We start from the raw sequence: 20,103 nt of genomic DNA on the forward strand, positions 1-20,103 counted from the left end.
TATTTACGGTTTATTTCAATGAGTTGATACACTTGTCTTTTAATCGCTTCTAACTAGTGCAATCAACCTAAATTGACAAAAACTTTCAAAAAAAAATCCAGTCATCGGAATGACTGGAGTTTTTTATCACCTGCAAAAAAGCAAATTAAGACTCTGTTGCGGTGTCTACTTTTTTCGGTGGACGACCACGAGGACGACGCGGTCTTGCTGGTTTGTCTTTAGTTGGTGTTGCGGCATCTTCAGCAGATTGTTCTTCCGTAACTTCAGTTGTTTGAGCAACTTCACTTACTGCAGTTTCAACTTCGGTAACTGGTTCTACAGTTGCTTCTGTTGGGGTTGCGACAGTCGCTTCAACTGATTCTACTGCTTGAGCTGTAGTTTCTTCTGCCACAGGTGTTGCAACAACATCAACCGCAGGAGTTACTTCAGCTTGTTGAGCTTTGTCTGCTTCAATATGAGCTTGTTTTGCTTGCTCATGTGCTTGTTCGGCAGCAAGTTTTGCTAAACGACGACGCTCACGCGGATCATTTGCAACACGATTATCCGAAACAGGCTTTGGTGGTGTTAAGTCAAGCACTGGAGCAGGTTCTGCTTCAGGTGTTGCTTTTGTAACAACTACATCACGTGTTACAGGCTTTTTCTCGGCAGCAGGCGCTGTATTTTGAGAAGCTAAGCTTGCAGCATATTCACTTGTGAATTTTACCAAAGCACGATTGAACGTTGGAATTAAACCAAATTGTTCAATTAAGACAGAGCAGTCATTGCCGTATACATGGCGGATTAATGAATCCACAGTGTAAAGAGAAAGTGTAGGAACTTGAGTTGGTTTTAACTCAGGAACTTGGGCTTGCTCATTGCGTTGACGACGGTTCTGACGTGGGTCATTGCTTGCACGTTTTGCTGGTTGTTGCGCTTGTTTGTTCGCATGATCAGCTTTTTTGTGTGCATGAGGTTTCTTCTCAGCAACTTCTTTTTGTGCAGGCACTTGTTTTGTTTCTTCAACAATAACAGTGTCTACAGGTGCAGGAGTTGCTTGAGCTTGACCTATCGCAATAATTTCACTTTGCGCTTGATCAATGTTTACAACTAAAGCAGTTGGCATAACTTCTTGTTGAGGTGTATCAATCATTTCAACTTTAACTTGATTTTGATCGATTACAGCTTCTACAACAGGAGCAGCAGGCGCAACAGTCTGCTCATTCAATACGCTTGGATCGCGATGACGATTTGGGCGGTTTGGACGTTGCTGATTATTGCGGTCACGACGTGGTACAGCATTTTGTTGTTCATTGCTTAGAACATCTTGATGCTGTTGTTGATCGTTATTGCTGTGTTGACGACGAGAATTACGTTTGTTTTCACGTGCTTCTTGGCGTTGCTCTTGACGTGAAACTTGTACAACTTCTTCATGTACATGGTGTTGTACATTATCTTGTTGTGTTTGTTCACGTACTTCTTTGTGCTTGTTGTTGCGTGGCTTCTTGTTGTTTGGACGTTGAGTCTTCTCTTCACGCTCTAAAGGTTTATCCATTAGATCGCGCTGTTCAGATTTATTCGCAACACTTGAAGGTGCTAAATAAGCATTATTTGCTTGTACAGCAGGGGTGCGTTGTTGCTGAGCTGGAACTTGGCTATTTACTTGACCAAATTGACCACGACTTACAGCACCACCATTTACCATTTGCTCAATTGCAGATGCAGCATTGTTTGCTGTGCGAGATTGATCAATAGTTGCCGCTTGCTTTTGAACAAACAAGTTCTCTAACCAAGCACAAGGGCTAGCCGATGCTTGAGCAGGAGCGGCTTTTACTTGCTGTTGTTGAGCTTGTTGTTGGTTCGCATGTTGCGGACGACGTTTGTTGTTTTGGTTTTTATGACCATTTTGCTGTGCAGGAGCAGGTGCTGCAGCGTGAGCGTGTTGCTCTTCTTCTAAATGCCACTCAGAAGATTCATAACCCAATTCTTTTTCGCTGTTACGAGTCGCTTCAGTGCGTTCGTAGCTTGTTGGCGCAAAACCCTCAGGGTTAAATGAAATTTCATAGTGTGGCGTTTCTAAATGCGGGTGAGGTAATACAGTCACACGTACATTTGAAGTTTGTTCTAAGTAAACAAGGCTGTGACGTTTTTCATTGAGCATGAATGCTGCAATTTCAACAGGAACTTGAACTTGAACTTCGCCTTGGCGTTCACGAAGAGCAATTTCTTCTACTTTACGCATAATAGAAAGCGAAAGAGAACGAAGGTCACGAACCATGCCTGTACCATGACAGCGAGGGCATACATAACCTGTTGCTTCTTCTAACGATGGACGTAAGCGTTGACGGCTCATTTCCATCAAACCAAAGCGAGATAATTGACCGAATTGAATACGAGCACGGTCGCTTTGAGTTGCTTCACGTAATTTGGCTTCAACCATACGTTGGTTGCGGTCTTTCGTCATGTCGATGAAATCGATCACAACTAAACCGCCAATATCACGTAAGCGTAATTGACGTGCAATTTCTTCAGCAGCTTCTAAGTTTGTATTTAGTGCTGTTTCTTCAACATCGTGACCACGAGTCGATTTTGCAGAGTTAATATCGATAGATACTAAAGCTTCAGTTTGATCGATTACGATAGAACCGCCTGAAGGAAGTTTTACTTCACGTTCATAAGCAGTTTGAATTTGGCTCTCGATACCAAAATGAGCAAATAAAGGCTCATTTAATGTATATGTTTTTAGCTTGTCTAATTGGCGTGGCATTACAGCTTTCACGAAGTTATACGCTTCGTTATACGCTTGCTCAGAATCAATTAGAATTTCAGCAACATCATCACGTAAGTAGTCACGAATAGCACGAGTCACAACGCCTGCTTCTTGGTGAACCAACATTGGAGATGGACCTGAATTTGCAGTCGTTTGGATTTGAGCCCAAAGATCTAACAAATGTTGAAGGTCAAGTTGTAATTCTTCTTTAGATCGACCAATACCCGCTGTACGAACAATCACGCTCATACCACGTGGAGTATTGAGTGACGCTAGCATTTCTTTGAGTTCTTCACGAACTGAACCAGAAATTTGACGACTAATACCGCCACCTTTTGGATTGTTTGGCATAAGTACCAAATAACGACCAGCAAGTGAGATAAATGTAGAAAGAGCAGCACCTTTATTGCCACGTTCTTCTTTTTCGACTTGAACTAAAAGTTCAGTACCTTCCGTGATAAGTTCACGAATATTAGAAGTTTGGCGAGGGTCTGCTTTGTAATATGAGTTTGCGATTTCTCGCATAGACAAGAAGCCTTGACGGCCTGCGCCATATTCTACAAATACAGCTTCTAAAGAAGGTTCAACGCGAGTTACGTGACCTTTATAGATATTCGATTTTTTTTGTTCACGGGTACGATTTTCTAAATCGAAATCGTAAAGACGTTGTCCAGTGACAAGTGCAACGCGAATTTCTTCGGCATGTGTTGCATTAATCAACATACGTTTCATGGGTGTAACACCTTATAGTGATACACAGCAAAGCATCGCTAGGTCACGCAGCGAACATCAAAAACTACGAATCAACTGCTCAAATCTCAAATAAACACATTGTGATTTGAGCTCTTTTTTACCGGCCTTTGTTAGGTGGGCTTCGGTTTATGATTTACGCACTGATGATGACAATACGGCTTCAATCTGTAAACGATTAAAGTCACCTGTGCAATTCACTGGCGGACTAGCGGTGTATTGGATGTCTGTAACTTTCACTGTCACATTGCTCGAAGCGCATTCCTTTGTTCAAGGTGTCTTGGTACGGAATTATCATCGTACCTTTGCAAACTGTGCAGATCCAATACATCAACGCTGTAGCCTGAATTTAGCATCAGGGGAGCGACTCATCTGATGTGTATCAGTTTACGTTTAAAAACCAACTTATGTTGGCGACATATTTTTTAAGACAAACTGATTTATGTACCTGAGGTACAATTAAACGCAACAGTTTGTGTTTTTGCCGATATAATAAGCCTTCGGCGTCGGCATAATTCTTTTGGGACCTTTCCGTATTATGTGAGTATTAAAGTGAATAATTAAGTTCAGATGAATCTGAAAAAATTAGACCAAACTCACAAACGATGGTTTCCGTACGCTGACTATACCAAACCTTGTATCATCTGCCTATGGGCTAAGCTTATGTTTCTTGTGAAAAGTATAGCTCGAATGATCAGTTTTTAATCAATTTTAGTATTTTTTTAGGTCACAGTAACTGTATGAATTCTACGCAACAATGGCAAAATGTCACTTGGTTTGAAGTGGATGAACATCAAGCGGGTCAGCGCATCGATAATTTTTTATTTACTCGATTAAAAGGCGTGCCCAAAAGTCGTATTTATCGTTTGATTCGTGAGAGTCAAGTACGCGTAAATAAAAAGCGTGTAAAAGCAGAGACTAAGCTCGCAATTGGTGATCAAATTCGTGTTGCACCAATACGTTATGAACAAAAAGATGAATCTGCTGCACCTGTATCAGATAAAGTTGCACAAGGTTTATTGAACCGTGTGGTATATGAAGATGAAGGTTTAATGGTGGTGAATAAACCATCAGGAATCGCAGTTCATGGTGGTAGTGGCGTTGCTTACGGTTTAATCGAAGCATTACGTGCTGCAACAGGTAAAAAATATCTTGAATTGATTCACCGTATTGACCGTGATACGTCGGGTCTAGTGATGATTTCTAAAAAACGCAGCACCTTAAAATCTTTGCAAGATATGCTTCGTGAACACAAAATCCAAAAGACTTATGCAGCTGTCGTAAAAGGCAAGGTTGCATTAGATAAACAGCTGATCGATGCGCCTTTGCATCGTTATGAGTTGTCAAATGGTGAGCGTCGTGTACGTGTGTCTAAAGAGGGTAAAGAATCTAAGACGCAATGGAATGTTGCAGAACGTTTTATGCATGCAACTTTAGTGTACGCATCGCCACTTTCAGGTCGTACGCATCAAATTCGTGTCCATGGTTTAAGTATAGGTCACCCATTAATCGGTGATGATAAATATGGTCATGAGGCTGAATATAAAGGTCCTAAGCCGCGTCGTTTATGTTTGCATGCTATGCGTTTAGAGATTCCAGGCTATCCAACGATTGAAGCACCTTTGCCTGAAGATATGCAGAGTGTGGTGGCTCAATTACGCGCACAAAAAGCAGATAAGGTTACTACGTCTGTGAAGGATGATGAGTGATTCTTATAAAGAATCCTCTCTCTTAGTAGCACTGCTATACAAGTCTCTTTTCTTGTACGTTGTTTAAAACAGTGTTTTAAACTCGTTCAGGAGAGAGGATGTCATCTAAAATATTCCGTCACATACTTAAGTTATATGTTTATTATTTTGATTGATTAAAAGGTTAGGCATTAATGTTTTCCCTCTCCTTATAGGAGATGAGTAGCACTGCTATGCAAGAGAGGTGATAACGCTTCTTTCTTTGAATCAAATATAGGAAATTTTATGAAATCTGCGGTAAAACTTATTATTTTTGATTGGGATGGCACTTTATTTGATTCGGTTGGGCAAATTGTTGCAAGTTTAAAATATGCAGCTGAGCAGTTTCAGCAACCTTTAACGGATGATGATGCAAAAAGTATTATTGGTTTGGGTTTACCTGAAGTTGCACAAGTGTTATTTCCTCAAGTACCTGAACTCCATAAAGATATTTTGCAAAGCTATGCAGACCATTATGTGGCACATTCAAAAAGTGATGAGTGGTTTGATGGCGTGTCTGAAATGTTGCATGATTTAAAAGTGCAAGGTGTTGAACTTGCAGTTGCAACAGGGAAAAGCCGTCGTGGTTTAGATCGTGTACTTGGGCAAACGCAAAGTTTAGAAATTTTTAGTGCAACACGTGCGGCATCTGAAACAAAGTCCAAACCTGATCCACTAATGCTTGCAGAGATTTTGCGGGAAACGAATATTTCAGCTGAACATGCAATTATGGTGGGGGATACATCTTACGATTTAGAGATGGCGCGTAATATTGAAATGCCTCGTGTGGGTGTAACTTATGGTGTACATACGCCTGATGTATTAAATCAATATTCTCCGTTATACCTTGCTCAAAATGTCTCTGAACTTCATCAATTTTTGTTAACACAAGTAAAAGCCTAAGGCTGATTTAAAGTTGAAATAGGTATGCTCAGTTTTAACTGGGCATTATTTTTGTCTAGTATTTTAGTCGTAGAATAAAATTAACTTAAAAAAAACGTATGTATAAAGCGTGGTAAAAAAGAATAACAATAGTAAAACGAGTTAAATAAATAGCTGTTTTTAAATGTATAAATTTAAATTTTATTATAGGTTTTGAATATTGCTAAAAATAAAATAAGTATTGGCAATCTATCCGTAAAATCCCGATTCTAGAGCTATTCATAGATATATGCGTTTGTTAAGGCGGTTTTAACTGAGAGCTTTTAACAGTAATTTTTTTAATAAATTGCTGTTTGCCAACGGTTGAACCTCAAAATTTAACAACGTTATTCATCCTCAAAAATTTGCAGTTTAAGGAAACATTGATGTCGAATTCTGCTGTTGTTGAATCGGTTGCGCAAGCATTACGTGATGCTGAATTATCAAAAACTGCGATTGCTCCAATCCGCCCACAACTTGGTGGTGAAGGTGCCGATGTAGATATCGCGTATGCAGTTCAAGAAGCAAATACTGTACGTGCGCTTAACGAAGGTCGTCGTTTAACTGGTCGTAAAATTGGCTTAACTTCAGTTGCTGTACAAAAGCAATTGGGTGTTGATTCTCCTGACTTTGGTATGTTGTTTGCAGACATGGCATATGGCGATGGCGAGGCAATTCCTGCTGGTTTATTGATTCAGCCAAAAGTAGAAGCAGAAATCGCATTAATTATTAATAAAGATTTGACTCAAGAAAAACATACTTACGCAGATATTATCAGCGCAACTGAGTATGCACTTCCTGCTGTTGAAGTTGTAGATAGCCGTATCGAAAACTGGAAAATCAGTTTAATTGATACCGTTGCCGATAATGCATCTTCAGCTGCTTATGTATTGGGTTCACGTCCTGTAAAGCTTGAAAACTTAGATCTTGCAAACTGCAAAATGACCATGAAGCGTGGTGATGAAGTCGTTTCTCAAGGTGTCGGTAAAGCTTGTTTATCTAACCCTTTAAATGCAGCTGTTTGGTTGGCAGATGAAATGGTTCGTCGTGGTCGTCCATTGTTGGCGGGTGACATTATTTTGACAGGTGCGCTTGGTCCAATGGTTGTTGCACAACCAGGTGATGAGTTTGTGGTTGAGATCGAAGGTTTTGGTTCGGTTACTGCTGCATTCGCTGCTGAATAAGATTGTTAGATAAATCGGAATTTAAGAGAGTACATTCATGAAAAAAATTAAATGTGCAATGATCGGTCCGGGTAATATCGGTACAGATTTGCTTTATAAATTACAACGTAGCGAATGGTTAGAGCCTGTGTGGATGGTGGGTATTGATCCTACTTCTGAAGGTTTGGCTCGTGCTGCGAAAATGGGTTTAAAAACCACTGCTGAAGGCGTTGATGGTCTTCTTCCTCATGTTCTTGCAGATGATATTAAAATTGCATTTGATGCAACTTCTGCATACGTACATGCTGAAAACAGCCGCAAGTTAAATGAACTTGACGTGCTTATGATTGACTTAACACCTGCTGCAATTGGTCCGTTCTGCGTACCACCTGTAAATCTTGAAGCATTGCTTACTGCTGGTGAAGTTCCAAACGTAAACATGGTGACATGTGGCGGTCAAGCAACGATTCCTATGGTTGCTGCTGTATCTCGTGTTCAACCAGTTGAATACGGCGAAATCATTGCAACTGTATCGACTAAATCAGTTGGTCCTGGTACGCGTAAAAACATTGATGAATTTACACGTACAACTGCGGGCGCAATTGAGAAAGTTGGCGGTGCGAAACAAGGTAAAGCGATCATCATTATCAACCCTGCTGAGCCACCATTAATGATGCGTGACACAGTACATTGTTTAGTTGAGGGTGAGCCTGACCAAGCTGCGATCACAGAATCTGTACATGCGATGATTAAAGAAGTTCAAAAATATGTACCAGGTTACAAACTTGTGAATGGTCCGGTTTTTGATGGCAACCGTGTATCGATTTACTTAGAAGTTGAAGGTTTAGGTGATTTCTTGCCGAAATATGCAGGTAACCTAGATATCATGACAGCAGCAGCTGCACGTACTGCAGAAATGTTTGCAGAACACGTTTTCAATAAAGAAGCTTAAGGAGCAACCACATGTCTAAGATTATTGTTCATGATATGACTTTACGTGATGGTATGCATCCACAGCGCCATCAAACCACTGTTGAGCAAATGATTGCAATTTCAACAGCACTTGATGATGCAGGCGTACCTTTAATTGAAGTAACTCACGGTGACGGCCTTGGTGGTTCATCTGTAAACTACGGTTTTGCTGCTGCAACTGACGAAGAATATTTGACAGCTGTTGTGCCACGTATGAAAAATGCAAAAATTTCTGCATTACTTCTACCTGGGATCGGTACGGTCGATCATTTAAAAATGGCGCATGAAATTGGTGTTTCTACTATTCGTGTTGCAACACACTGTACAGAAGCAGATTGCTCAGAACAGCACATCACTGCTGCACGTAAGTTAGAAATGGATACAGTGGGCTTCTTAATGTTAGCTCACATGGCATCTCCTGAAAAATTGCTTGAAGAAGCGAAAAAGATGGTGTCTTACGGTGCAAACTGTATCTATGTAACAGATTCTGCCGGTTATATGTTGCCGCAAGATGTACTTGATCGTGTTGGTCATTTACGTCAGCACTTAGATTCAAGCATTGAGCTTGGTTTCCACGGTCACCACAACTTAGGTATGGGTGTTGCGAACACTGTAGCTGCTGTTGAAGCTGGTGCAATTCGTGTTGACTTAGCATCTGCGGGTCTTGGTGCAGGTGCGGGTAATACTCCGCTTGAATTATTCATTGCTGTTGCAAACCGTATGGGTATGGACACTGGCGTTGATTTGTTCAAAGTGCAAGATGTTGCGGAAGACTTAGTGATTCCAATGATGTTAAACCCAATCCGTGCTGACCGTGATGCTGCGACATTAGGTTATGCAGGTGTTTATTCATCATTCTTGTTATTTGCTAAACGTGCTGAAGCGAAATATGGCGTATCTGCACGTGAAATCTTAATGGAACTTGGTCGCCGTGGTACGGTTGGTGGTCAAGAAGATATGATCGAAGATTTGGCATTAACTATGTCTAAAGCAAAAGTAGCAAATGCTTAATTTATTTTAAGCACGGAAAAAGCACCCATAAGGGTGCTTTTTTATGGTTATTGTTTTACTTTTATAAAGTTATTAGCTATGAATCAATAGTAAATATTTATAAATAATATTTATATAAACAACGTCTTATTGTCTGATTAAAACTTAATATGAATAAGTGGAAAGTAGTTTTTTTTAGAAAATTTAAAATACGGTATAAAACAAACTGAATAACACCGTGTTCCATTACAAATATGAAAAAAATGGTGAATTTCAGTTAGATTTAAAACAAATTAAAAAAAATATAAATGAATTGAAAACTCAATTGTTAGTTTTTAAAAATAAAAATCTTACTACTGTGGTCTGATTTAATGTTCAACCATAGTTCAGCATGATGGCGCCATAGCGAAGTTTGATGATTATAGGAATTAGTCATGCGTCTCCAATCACTATGGATAGCAATGTGTGTAGCAACTGCTGCATTCGGTACAACGACAACAAATGCAAATTTTGTTGATGATAGTAATGTTCAATTAAAGCTTAGAAACTTTTATTTGGATCGTCAGTACGATCAGCCTAATCGAACAAAAGTACAAGATTTTGGTAGTTGGTCACAAGGTATTACTTTAGATGCCAAATCGGGTTATATGGATATTGGTCCTGTAAAAGTAGGTGTAGATTTACTTGCACAATATGCAGTGCGTTTAAGTCATGACCGACACGATAATGATTTCATCATGCCTTATAACTACAATACAAAAGAACAAGCGCGTGATTTTGGAAAAGTAGGTGTCACTTTAAAAGCTAAAATTAGTGAAACAGAATTACGTGTAGGCGAAATTTTACCTGCAACACCAGTTGTGTATTTTGACCCATCTCGTCAGTTACTTACGACTTATGAAGGTGTGTGGTTAGAATCTAAAGATCTTAAAAATACCAAACTGACTTTAGGTTATTTAGATGGTATTAATGCACGCTATGAAAATCAGGTACATGATTTCAAGCTTTGGCCAAATGAATTAGGTACTGAAAAGGGTCAGATTAAATCAGGCGACAGCGATGGTATGTATGTTGCTGGTATCGACTATCAACTTAATAAAGAATTATCACTCAGTTATTTTTATGGTGATGTGACGAATATCTATCGTCAAAATTATTTTGGTGTGGCTTATAACAAAAAATTAGACGACAAAAATAAGTTTGCTACGCATGTTCGTTATTTTGATAATCGTGAATCAGGCGATGCGTTGTATGGTGAAATCGACAACCAAGCTTTGTCTTTAAAAGGTGCTTGGACCTACGATGTTCATACGGTTGATGTTGGTTATCAACAAATGTTTGGAGATCATGGTAATAATGCAGCATTTTTCCCAACATTAGCGGGTTGGGTACCACAGCCTTATTTAGCAAACTGGTCTGTTGCAAGTTTTGTTCGTAAAGATGAAAAATCATGGAGTTTAGGTTATACCTACGACTTTAAGAATGTAGGACTTCAGGGTTTAACTGCGACTGTTCGTCATTACGATGGTTGGAATATTGATAATGGTGCAGGGAAAGTGCGTGGTAAAGAAGATGAAAACAATTTCATTTTAAATTACACCGTTTCTCAGGGTGCTTTAAAAGGTCTTAGTTTCCAATACATGTATATTGATGTGAACTATCACAATGTACCAAACTTTGTAGATCTGCAAGAGCATCGAATCGCAACAACATATACATATAAGTTTTAATTTCGTGATTTCAGTATGAGAGTGCCTCTTCGGAGGCGCTCTTTTTTATTTTAAAGTTATGTGGATGATGTTTTTTTAAATATGTTTAAAAAACAGGGTGTTGGATAATCGTTTTTTTATAGATTGTGATTGGAAATTTGTATGAGTTTGAATCTATCAAAACGGTAATATAAGGCAGTAAAAAAGTATTTTTAATAAATGAACTTTAACCTTCAAAGTCGCTAGGCTAGGGGTTAAAGCCCAGATAAGGAATTGGTATGAGTACTGTTCAAATCCCTGAATACACCACTGATGCATTCTTCGGTTTAGAAGATAAATGGATTGAAACTGCTGAAGGTGAATTAACGCATTATCATGAAATTGGTGAAGGTACTCCAATTCTATTTTTACATGGTTCTGGTACGGGTGTATCTGCGGCAGCAAACTGGTGGTTAAACCTTCCATCAATTGGTGAGCAAGCACGTTGTATCGCTATTGATACGATTGGCTATGGTCAAACAGTTGTTGCACCAAATACTGCTTATGGTATTCGTGCTTGGGTTGATCATGCTGTTCGTACTTTAGATGCACTTGGTATTGAAAAAACTTGGTTAGTAGGTAACTCATTGGGTGGTTGGTTAGCGTTCCAAATGGCGCTTGATTATCCTGAGCGTATTTTAGGTATTGTTTCTATGGGTACAGGCGGTGCAGTACAAACTGCTGCGCTTAAAGCTCATGCAAACCCAGTATTGACTGTTGAAGGTGTTAAAAAGACACTTTCTATGTTTGTCGTAAACAAAGATTTGATTACAGATGAACTTGTAAAAGTTCGTTATGAATCAGCTGCAAATGACTATGCATCGAACCGTTTGATGGATGTTGTTGGCGCACGTGACCGTGACCGTTTCGAATTCCCGCTCGACTTCGAAAAAATGAAAGAGATTACTGTGCCTGTACTTCTTATTCACGGTACACAAGATGTGGTGATTCCTGTTTCACGTACTTGGGATATTTTAAATATTGTTCCAAATGCTGATGCACACATTTTCAGTCAATGTGGTCACTGGTCTCAAGTTGAGAAATCAGATGAATTCAACACTGTTATTAAAAATTACTTAGCTGTTCATGGCGTTAAATAAGTATATTTTTGAATAAAGGGGGGATTTCTAATCTCCCTTTTTATTATTTGAATTAAAGTTGTAATTGGTTATTATTATCATTTAAATGTTCTTTGAATATAATGAATCTGTTTTATATTTAAAGTATGTTAAAAAATATATTTTAAAATGAATGAATCTTATTAGACTTAAGTTGTAATTAATGACGATGTTTATTTTTTAAAAGTAGTTTAAAACTAAAATCTAACAAAGTTATTTAATATTTTTTATGTATTAATTTATTTTCTTTCTAATACAAAAGTCTAATCTTTTAAAAATGATTTATTAATTTTTTACACAAAAAAAGCACCAATATTTCTAAATAAAATAATGGTGCTTTCAAATACTGAAAAAAAGAACGCTTAATGATTATTTTCGATCAAAATCGAGGTAAAAAACTTTAGTAAGTAGATCCATAAACTTCTGTACCGCAATTGAAGTACTATTTTTACGGTAACTCACGTACAAATCAATTTGTGGTAATTCAACACTTAATGGTCGAATAACAGAGTTGTTCATAGAAAGTGGGGTGATGTAGCCAGGTAAGATTGTACAACCTAAGCCCATGCCAATAGAGTTAATATTAAATAAAATATTATCTGCTGTTTGAACAATATTAAACTCAATATCATTGGCTTTAGCGAAGTCTAAAATAGCATGGTGAAGCGTATGAGATTCGTCAGCAGAAGGGATAATGAAGTCTATACCATTCAATGCTTTAACTGGAATTCTGTCGTATTTAGCTAAAGGATGATCTTTAGGTAAAATGAACATTAACGGTTCACGTAAAACGAATAAGCTTTCGATTTCTTCGCTATTGAAATTATGGCGAGTAAACGTAATATCTAGGTCGCCTTTCTTTAATAATTTCATTTGCTCGCTATTGTTTAAGCTGAGTAAATCAATTTTTAAATCAGGGCTTTGCACGCGTAAGTTGGGTAAAACATAAGGGAATATTTTCATTTCCGCTACAGGTACAAAACCAATGCGAAGCATTTGTTGTTTTGCTTGTGACACTTGACGTGCCATAGCTACAGCTTTGTCTGCTTGTGCGAGTGTTAATCGAGCTTGTTCGAGGAAAACAGCGCCTTCTTCTGTAAGCTCAACTTTACGTTTAGTTCGGTTTAAAAGTCTTACTCCAACATCTTCTTCTAAGTCTTTAATTTGTTGGCTTAGGGATGGTTGTGCAGTGTAAAGCTTGAGTGCGGCTTTACTGAAGTTGAGTTCTTCTGCAACAGTAATGAAGTACCGAAGATGACGTAATTCCATATAACCATCCTAAAGATTAATCCAAAAAAAGTCTTATATATCTCATCGAGTATAATCTACAAATAACGATAGAGTGAAGTTATTCGATTATTTAGATACTAAATGATTATGAGCTAATAATTGTCTTTAAATATAAAGAAGGGTATTTAAATTTAGTTATAAAATATATTAATTAAAACAAAATAAATATTTCCACAAAATACTTTGAAAATCCATCATCGACGAAAAGTTTGAGTCTATGACTTTGTGCCATTGAACTGGTCACAGGAGATTTTCATGAGTGGAAAAATTGATGTGCGCGAAATCGACGCTTTAGTCGATGCACAAAATGGACGTATCACGCCATCTATTTATACTGATCCAGACATTTACGAGCTAGAGCTCGAACGTGTTTTTGGTCGTACTTGGTTATTCCTTTGCCATGAGAGCCAAATTCCTAAAGCTGGTGATTTCTTCAATACCTATATGGGTGAAGATCCAATTATTGTGGCACGTCAAAAAGATGGCTCAATCAAAGCATTTTTAAACCAATGCCGTCACCGTTCAATGCGTGTGAGCTTTGCAGATTGTGGTAATACACGTGCATTTACTTGTCCATATCATGGCTGGTCTTACGGTGTTGATGGTTCTTTAAAAGATATTCCTCTTGAAGATCGTGCTTATCCGCATGGTGCATGCAAAGAGAAATGGGGTCTTGTTGAAGTTAACCGTGTTAAATCTTACAAAGGTTTAATTTTCGCTTGTTGGGATGAAACAACGCCTGACTTAGAAGAATACATGGGTGATATCGCTTGGTACTTAGATGGTGTTGTTGACCGTCGTCCGGGTGGTACAGAAATTATTGGTGGTGTACACAAGTGGGAAATCGAGTGTAACTGGAAATTTGCAGCTGAACAGTTCGCATCTGACCAATACCACGCATTGTTCTCTCACGCATCTGCAATTCAAGTTCTTGGTGCAAAACCAGACGATGAATCTTCGAAGAAACTTGGTGCTGCACAAACAGCTCGCCCAGTTTGGGAAACTGCAAAAGATGCGATCCAATATGGTTCACGTGGTCATGGTTCAGGCTTCTTCTTCACTGAAAAACCAGATGCAAACGTATGGGTTGATGGTGAAGTTGCAAACTATTTCCGCGAAACGTTTGACGAAGTTAAAGAGCGTTTAGGTGAAACACGTGCGCTTCGTCTTGCAGGTCATAACACCATGTTCCCAACATTGTCTTGGTTGAATGGTACTGCAACACTTCGCGTATGGCACCCACGTGGTCCAAACAAAACTGAAGTTTGGGCATTCTGTATTGCAGATGCTGAAGCATCTCAAGAAGTGAAAGAAGCATTTGAACGCTCTGCAACACGTGCATTTGGTCCTGCTGGTTTCTTAGAGCAAGATGACTCTGAAAACTGGATTGAGATCCAAAAAGTTTTACGTGGTTATAAAGCACGTAAAAACAAACTCATTATGGAAATGGGTAAAGGTAACGAGAAAATCCGTGAAGATGGTATTCCTGGTATTACCAACTATATTTTTTCTGAAACTGCAGCACGTGGTATGTACCGCCGTTGGGCAGACTTATTGATCCATGAAAAATGGGAAGACGTGGAAAAAGCAGCTGACGAATATGAGAAGGAGCTTATGAAATGAGTCAAATCAGCTTAGAACTTCATCATCAAATTAGTCAGTTTCTTTATCGTGAAGCAAAATTGCTAGACGATTGGAAATTCCGTGATTGGTTGGATACGTTAGCGGAAGATATTTCTTATACGCTACGTACTACACCAAATGCACAAACACGTGACCGTCGTCGTTCAGTTGAACCACCTACAACTTGGGTGTTCAACGACTCGAAAGATCTTTTAGAGCGTCGTGTAGCACGTCTTGAAACGGGTATGGCTTGGGCTGAAGAGCCTCCATCACGTACAACACACATGGTGTCTAACGTAATTGTAGAACCTACTGAAGTTGAAGGCGAATACGATGTGTACGTAACTTATCTCTTATATCGTACGCAAAAAGAGAAAGACGTTGTCATTTATTGCGGTAAACGTCATGACAAGCTCCGTAAAGTTGAAGGTGGCTTAGGCTTCCAAATCTTCAACCGTAAGATCACGCTTGATCAAGTTACCTATAACTCCCATAACCTGAGTGTGTTCTTCTAATGAATAAGATTTTTGTTTGCCAAATTGATGAACTAGACGAAGGCGAAGCGCTAAAAGTAGATTGTGGCGTAAATGGTATCGAAGCGCTTGCTGTATTTAACAATGGCGGAGAGTTCTTCGCGATGAATGATAAATGCAGTCACGGTAACGCTTCTATGTCGGAAGGCTATTTAGAAGATGATGGTACTGTAGAGTGCCCACTTCATTCAGCGCGTTTTTGTTTAAAAACAGGTGAAGCATTATGTCTGCCTGCAACTGATCCAATCCAAACATTCCCTGTGATTGTTGAGGATGGTCAATTGTTCGTAGAGATGGCAGGAGAGTAAGCATGGGTTGGCTACAAGGCGAAGTTGCATTAATTACTGGTGGTGGTTCAGGTTTAGGCTGGGCTTTGGTTGAACGCTTTTTAGAAGAAGGTGCACAAGTTGCAGTTCTTCAGCGCTCAAAAGAAAAAGTCGCAGCTTTAAATGAACACTTCAGTGGAAAAGTTCTTGCGATCGAAGGTGATGTAGCCAACTATGCGGATAACGTTCGTGCAGTTCAAGCAACTGTAGAGCGTTTCGGTAAGCTCGATTGCTTCGTAGGTAATGCAGGTATTTGGGACCATTATGCAGATATCGTGAATACATCGGGTGAACAGCTTGAAAAAGCCTTTGATGAGATTATGGGCATTAATACCAAATCTCTCATCTTAGGTGCGAAAGCTGCACTTGATGCATTGATAGCTTCTGAAGGTTCTATCATATTTACTTTGTCTAATTCAGCATTGTATTCAGCAGGTGGAGGCCCGATTTATACGGCTTCTAAGCATGCTGGTGTTGGTGTGATGAAAGAATTAGCCTATGAACTTGCGCCTAAAGTACGAGTGAATGCCGTTGCCCCATCAGGTATGAATGTCAACATCAAAGGCGCTGCATCTTTAGGTCAAGAAAATCTTGGTTTACTTGATGCCCGTGATCCTGAAAAAATTGGACGCGGTATGCCACTTGGCTTCTTGCCAGAACCCGAAGATATGACAGGTTCATACGTTTTATTGGCATCTCGTCAAAATAACCGTCCACTTACAGGTGTTTTAATTAATGCTGAGTGTGGTTTGGGTATTCGTGGTTTACGCCAACCACGTGCTGGGTTCTTCGACGAAATTTAAGCCTTAAAATAATATGGACTCATTCGGTAGCCTTTTTGGCTACCTTCCGTTTAGGAGTCACACATGGCCGTTAAACTCATTTGTGCATCGCACAGTCCTCTTATGGAATTTGCTACTCCACAAGAACAACATAAAGAACAAGCAGTACGTCAAGCATTCGATAAGCTTGCTGCTGAAGTAGAAGCTTACGATCCAACTCTTATCGTTACGTTTGGTCCAGACCATTTCAATGGTTTCTTCTATGACCTTATGCCAAGTTTCTGTGTCGGTATTCGTGCTACAGCTGCAGGCGATTGGGACTATGGTAAAGACAATGACCATATTAATGTTCCTGAAGAAACTGCACTTAATTTAGTACGCCGTGTACTTGATGAAGGCGTAGATGTTGCTTATTCATATCGTATGCAAGCGGATCATGGTGTAACACAACCATTACATTTCTTATGTGGTGGTCATTTAGATCGTTACCCAACTGTGCCTATTTTCATTAATGGTGCAGCAGCACCAATGCCAACGACAAAACGTACGATTGCGTTAGGTCGTGCTGTTGGTCAATTCATCAAGTCTTTAAACCTTGAAAATGAACGTGTACTTGTTTTAGGTACTGGTGGTCTGTCACATGATCCACCAACACCGCAAATGGGTTCTGTGCCTCCTGAAGTTGAAGAATTCCTCATTGCAGGCCGTAACCCAACTATCGAGGCACGTAATGCACGTCAAGGTAAAATCATTGCTGTGGGTCAAAAATTGGCTGCAGGTGACAAATCAGTTGCTGTGCCATTAAATCCAGAGTGGGATCGTGCTTTACTTGAAACATTCAAGAAAGCTGATTTCGCAACTATGGAAGCAATGACAGAAGCGGAAATCCGTCGTGATGGCGGCCGTGGTGGTCAAGAGGTTCGTTCATGGATGGCTGCATTTGCTGCCTTGCATGAAGTGGGTGAGTACGAAATGACGACTCATTGTTACGAAGATATTAGTGAGTGGATTGCCGGCTTCGGTATCGTATCCGCAGAATTGAAATAATTTTAAGGTTGAAAGCATGAGCAACATCGAAACTGTTGTAATTGTAGGTGCTGGTCAAGCAGGTGCAAGTGCAATTCTAGAACTTCGTGCAAATAAATATGAAGGCAAAATCATTCTTGTAGGTGATGAAACGCATCTTCCTTATGAGCGTCCGCCTTTATCTAAAGATGTAATTTTGAAACCAGATGAAACCAAAATTGAAATTTTATCTGAAGAAAAACTTGCAGACTTAGGTGTCGAAGTCATTCGTGGTAACGGTGTTGTGAAACTCAATAGTGAAGCGAAAACGATTGAACTTGAAAAAGGTGATGTCGTTGCATTTGATAAGCTATTACTTGCAACTGGTGGTGCTGCACGTCGTTTACCAAATTTTGATGCTTTGGGTAAACACGTTTATACGCTTCGCAACCTTGAAGATTCACAAGCATTGGTTCCTGTATTACAGGCGGGTCAACGTATCGTTTTAATTGGCGGTGGGGTGATTGGATTAGAGCTTGCATCAAGCGCACGTTATAAAGATTGTGACGTGACTGTAATCGAAATGGGTCCAATGGTGATGGGTCGTTCATCGCCACGCATTTTGAGCGAATTCTTGCTTGAACAGCAAAAATTAGCAGGTGTAGATGTTCGTCTTTCAACATCAATTGCAGATTGTAAGCTTGATGGCGAAGAAATTGTTGTAACTTTGGCTGATGGTGAAGAACTACGTGCTGATGCTGTGGTTTATGGTATTGGTATTGTGCCAAATGCTCAGCTTGCAGTTGATGCAGGTCTAGATGTTGATTTCGCGATTAAAGTGAATGAAAACTGCCAAACTTCACATCCTGATATTTATGCAGCAGGTGATGTCGCAACTCAACTTCGTACAGATGGTGAGTTCCGTCGAGTGGAAACTTGGGAAAATGCTAATCTTCAAGCTGGTATTTTTGCACGTCACGTGATGGATGTTGAGCATCCTACACCAAACCCTGCATGGTTTTGGACAGATCAACTGAATATCAACTACCAATTTGTAGGTGATATGGCGGCAAGCGAATGGCAAGTTCGTGGTGAAATTAATCCTGAACTTCGTGCAGAGTCATCATTTGTATTATTTGGTATAACGGATGGTGTGATTGTTGGTGGTATTACTGTAAATGCTGCGAAAGAAATGCGTCATTTGAAAAAATTGATTGCTAAAAATGCGCCATTTGAAGCCGATAAATATTTAGATTTAAGCCAAGATCTTCGTAAGCTTGTGAAGTAATCTTCGTTTGAAATAGGGCAGTCCTTGGGTAACCTAGGGCTGCTTTTTTATGCCTATTCGGTTGTGGATTTGAACAGTGAATAAGTTCAATTCTTAAAGAAATTTTATTGAGATATTTATGAATTCAAATACATCACCATTAATTTTTACAGCAAGTATTTATGTATTGCTTGTTTTAATTTGGGCAACAACGCCTTTAGCAATTGTATGGAGCATTGCTGAATATCACCCAATGTGGGTATTAATTATTCGTTATTTTGGTGCATGTGTCATTGCTATAGCACTCTTGCTAATCATGCGAAATCCATTGCCTTTTGATCAAATATCATTAAAAAGTTATGTGGCAGGAAGCTTAAATTTAATTGGTGCTCAGTTATTTATTTATATTGCAGCGAATTATTTAACATCGGGTTTAATGGCTCTAATTTTTGGTTTTTCGCCATTAATTGCGGGTTTAATTGGACATGTCATATTAAAAACACAAAAGCTTGTTACCTTGCAGTGGATGGGTATGGCAGTTGCTGTGGCAGGTTTGAGTTTTGTTTTTGCAGATTCGGCAGATGAGAAAGTTAATCCTATTGGTATTGTGCTTATGCTTATTAGTATGGTGTCTTATATCAGTTCGATTTTTTGGGTAAAACAAATTAATGCCCCACTAAAACCTATGTCTCAAGCAACAGGTTCCCTAATAGTTTCTGCTTTGGGTTCTATGTTCATTATTCCTTTTATTTGGCAAGAGTTTCCAAATACGATACCTAGCTCTCATGCCATGATGGGCTTTTTGTTCACGATGATCATGTCATCTATTGTTGCTATGCTTTGCTATTTTTGGCTAATTAAACGATTAAGCGCTTCAACAGTATCTTTAAGCAATGTGATGACGCCTGTAATTGCATTAATTTTAGGTGCAACTTTAAATCATGAGAATATTAGTTCACATGCATTTTTAGGCGTAACAGTTGTGATGTTTGGTATTGTTATGTACTTTTGGACAGAATGGAAACAACAGTATTTCAAATTTTAATTAATTATATGAAAGTTAACTTAAAGTACTAAAAATGAACAAAAACTCACAAGAAACAATGCTGTTGAATTGAGTATGATGGATTGAAGCTTTCCTC

The 20,103-nt window shown here is 39.1% G+C and carries 17 protein-coding genes; 15 read left to right on the top strand and 2 right to left on the bottom strand.

Annotated features, from left to right (window positions below; genetic code table 11):
* Positions 1-145 precede the first annotated feature (145 nt).
* Entirely contained in the window at positions 146-3,478 is a 3,333-nt protein-coding gene (locus AC5YC8_RS09730; RefSeq protein ID WP_496164371.1) for an Rne/Rng family ribonuclease, read from the bottom strand.
* A 241-nt stretch (positions 3,479-3,719) separates the two neighbouring features.
* Here AC5YC8_RS09730 and AC5YC8_RS09735 point away from each other — a divergent pair, with 241 nt between their 5' ends.
* From AC5YC8_RS09735 to AC5YC8_RS09770, 8 genes are all read left to right on the top strand, one after another.
* Positions 3,720-3,872, top strand: coding sequence for a hypothetical protein (locus AC5YC8_RS09735; RefSeq protein WP_496164372.1), 153 nt, complete (start codon positions 3,720-3,722; stop codon positions 3,870-3,872).
* A gap of 364 nt (positions 3,873-4,236) precedes the next feature.
* Positions 4,237-5,205, top strand: a complete 969-nt coding sequence (locus AC5YC8_RS09740) for an RluA family pseudouridine synthase (RefSeq protein ID WP_496164373.1) — start codon at positions 4,237-4,239, stop codon at positions 5,203-5,205.
* A gap of 264 nt (positions 5,206-5,469) precedes the next feature.
* Complete coding sequence (locus AC5YC8_RS09745; RefSeq protein WP_496116278.1) at positions 5,470-6,126, top strand: HAD-IA family hydrolase; 657 nt, start codon at positions 5,470-5,472, stop codon at positions 6,124-6,126.
* A gap of 404 nt (positions 6,127-6,530) precedes the next feature.
* Entirely contained in the window at positions 6,531-7,328 is a 798-nt protein-coding gene (locus AC5YC8_RS09750) for a 2-keto-4-pentenoate hydratase (protein WP_496116279.1), read from the top strand.
* 37 nt (positions 7,329-7,365) lie between these two features.
* The gene (locus AC5YC8_RS09755; protein WP_496164374.1) at positions 7,366-8,259 is read left to right on the top strand and encodes an acetaldehyde dehydrogenase (acetylating); all 894 of its coding nucleotides are present in this window, start codon (positions 7,366-7,368) and stop codon (positions 8,257-8,259) included.
* Positions 8,260-8,270: 11 nt separating this feature from the next.
* Complete coding sequence (gene dmpG, locus AC5YC8_RS09760) at positions 8,271-9,290, top strand: 4-hydroxy-2-oxovalerate aldolase (RefSeq protein WP_496164375.1); 1,020 nt, start codon at positions 8,271-8,273, stop codon at positions 9,288-9,290.
* 413 nt (positions 9,291-9,703) lie between these two features.
* On the top strand, positions 9,704-10,999 hold the full coding sequence (locus tag AC5YC8_RS09765; RefSeq protein WP_496164376.1) for an OprD family outer membrane porin: 1,296 nt from the start codon (positions 9,704-9,706) through the stop codon (positions 10,997-10,999).
* A 257-nt stretch (positions 11,000-11,256) separates the two neighbouring features.
* The gene (locus tag AC5YC8_RS09770; protein ID WP_496116284.1) at positions 11,257-12,117 is read left to right on the top strand and encodes an alpha/beta fold hydrolase; all 861 of its coding nucleotides are present in this window, start codon (positions 11,257-11,259) and stop codon (positions 12,115-12,117) included.
* Between the two features lie 387 nt (positions 12,118-12,504).
* On the opposite strand, the gene hcaR is transcribed toward AC5YC8_RS09770, so the two are convergent.
* Positions 12,505-13,404: a DNA-binding transcriptional regulator HcaR gene (gene hcaR, locus AC5YC8_RS09775; RefSeq protein WP_496116285.1), complete on the bottom strand. Its 900-nt coding sequence runs from the start codon at positions 13,402-13,404 to the stop codon at positions 12,505-12,507.
* A 276-nt stretch (positions 13,405-13,680) separates the two neighbouring features.
* Between hcaR and hcaE the strand changes: the two genes are divergently transcribed.
* From hcaE to AC5YC8_RS09810, 7 genes are all read left to right on the top strand, one after another.
* Entirely contained in the window at positions 13,681-15,048 is a 1,368-nt protein-coding gene (gene hcaE / locus AC5YC8_RS09780) for a 3-phenylpropionate/cinnamic acid dioxygenase subunit alpha (RefSeq protein ID WP_496116286.1), read from the top strand.
* Entirely contained in the window at positions 15,045-15,563 is a 519-nt protein-coding gene (gene hcaF / locus AC5YC8_RS09785; protein ID WP_496116288.1) for a 3-phenylpropionate/cinnamic acid dioxygenase subunit beta, read from the top strand. Before hcaE ends, hcaF begins: the two co-directional genes overlap by 4 nt.
* Positions 15,563-15,889 carry a 3-phenylpropionate/cinnamic acid dioxygenase ferredoxin subunit gene (gene hcaC / locus AC5YC8_RS09790; RefSeq protein ID WP_496116290.1) on the top strand — a complete coding sequence of 109 codons (327 nt, stop codon included), beginning with the start codon at positions 15,563-15,565 and terminating at the stop codon, positions 15,887-15,889. The genes hcaF and hcaC overlap by 1 nt, the downstream gene beginning before the upstream one ends.
* Positions 15,890-15,891: 2 nt before the next feature.
* The gene (gene hcaB, locus AC5YC8_RS09795) at positions 15,892-16,710 is read left to right on the top strand and encodes a 3-phenylpropionate-dihydrodiol/cinnamic acid-dihydrodiol dehydrogenase (RefSeq protein ID WP_496164378.1); all 819 of its coding nucleotides are present in this window, start codon (positions 15,892-15,894) and stop codon (positions 16,708-16,710) included.
* 63 nt (positions 16,711-16,773) lie between these two features.
* Positions 16,774-17,736 (top strand): 3-carboxyethylcatechol 2,3-dioxygenase, encoded by a 963-nt coding sequence (locus AC5YC8_RS09800; protein WP_496164379.1) that lies wholly within the window; start codon positions 16,774-16,776, stop codon positions 17,734-17,736.
* A gap of 16 nt (positions 17,737-17,752) precedes the next feature.
* Positions 17,753-18,982 carry a 3-phenylpropionate/cinnamic acid dioxygenase ferredoxin--NAD(+) reductase subunit gene (gene hcaD, locus AC5YC8_RS09805; protein WP_496164381.1) on the top strand — a complete coding sequence of 410 codons (1,230 nt, stop codon included), beginning with the start codon at positions 17,753-17,755 and terminating at the stop codon, positions 18,980-18,982.
* Positions 18,983-19,100: 118 nt separating this feature from the next.
* The gene (locus AC5YC8_RS09810) at positions 19,101-20,006 is read left to right on the top strand and encodes a DMT family transporter (protein WP_496164382.1); all 906 of its coding nucleotides are present in this window, start codon (positions 19,101-19,103) and stop codon (positions 20,004-20,006) included.
* The last annotated feature ends 97 nt before the right edge of the window (positions 20,007-20,103 follow it).

The organism is Acinetobacter sp. FY731 (assembly GCF_059515905.1).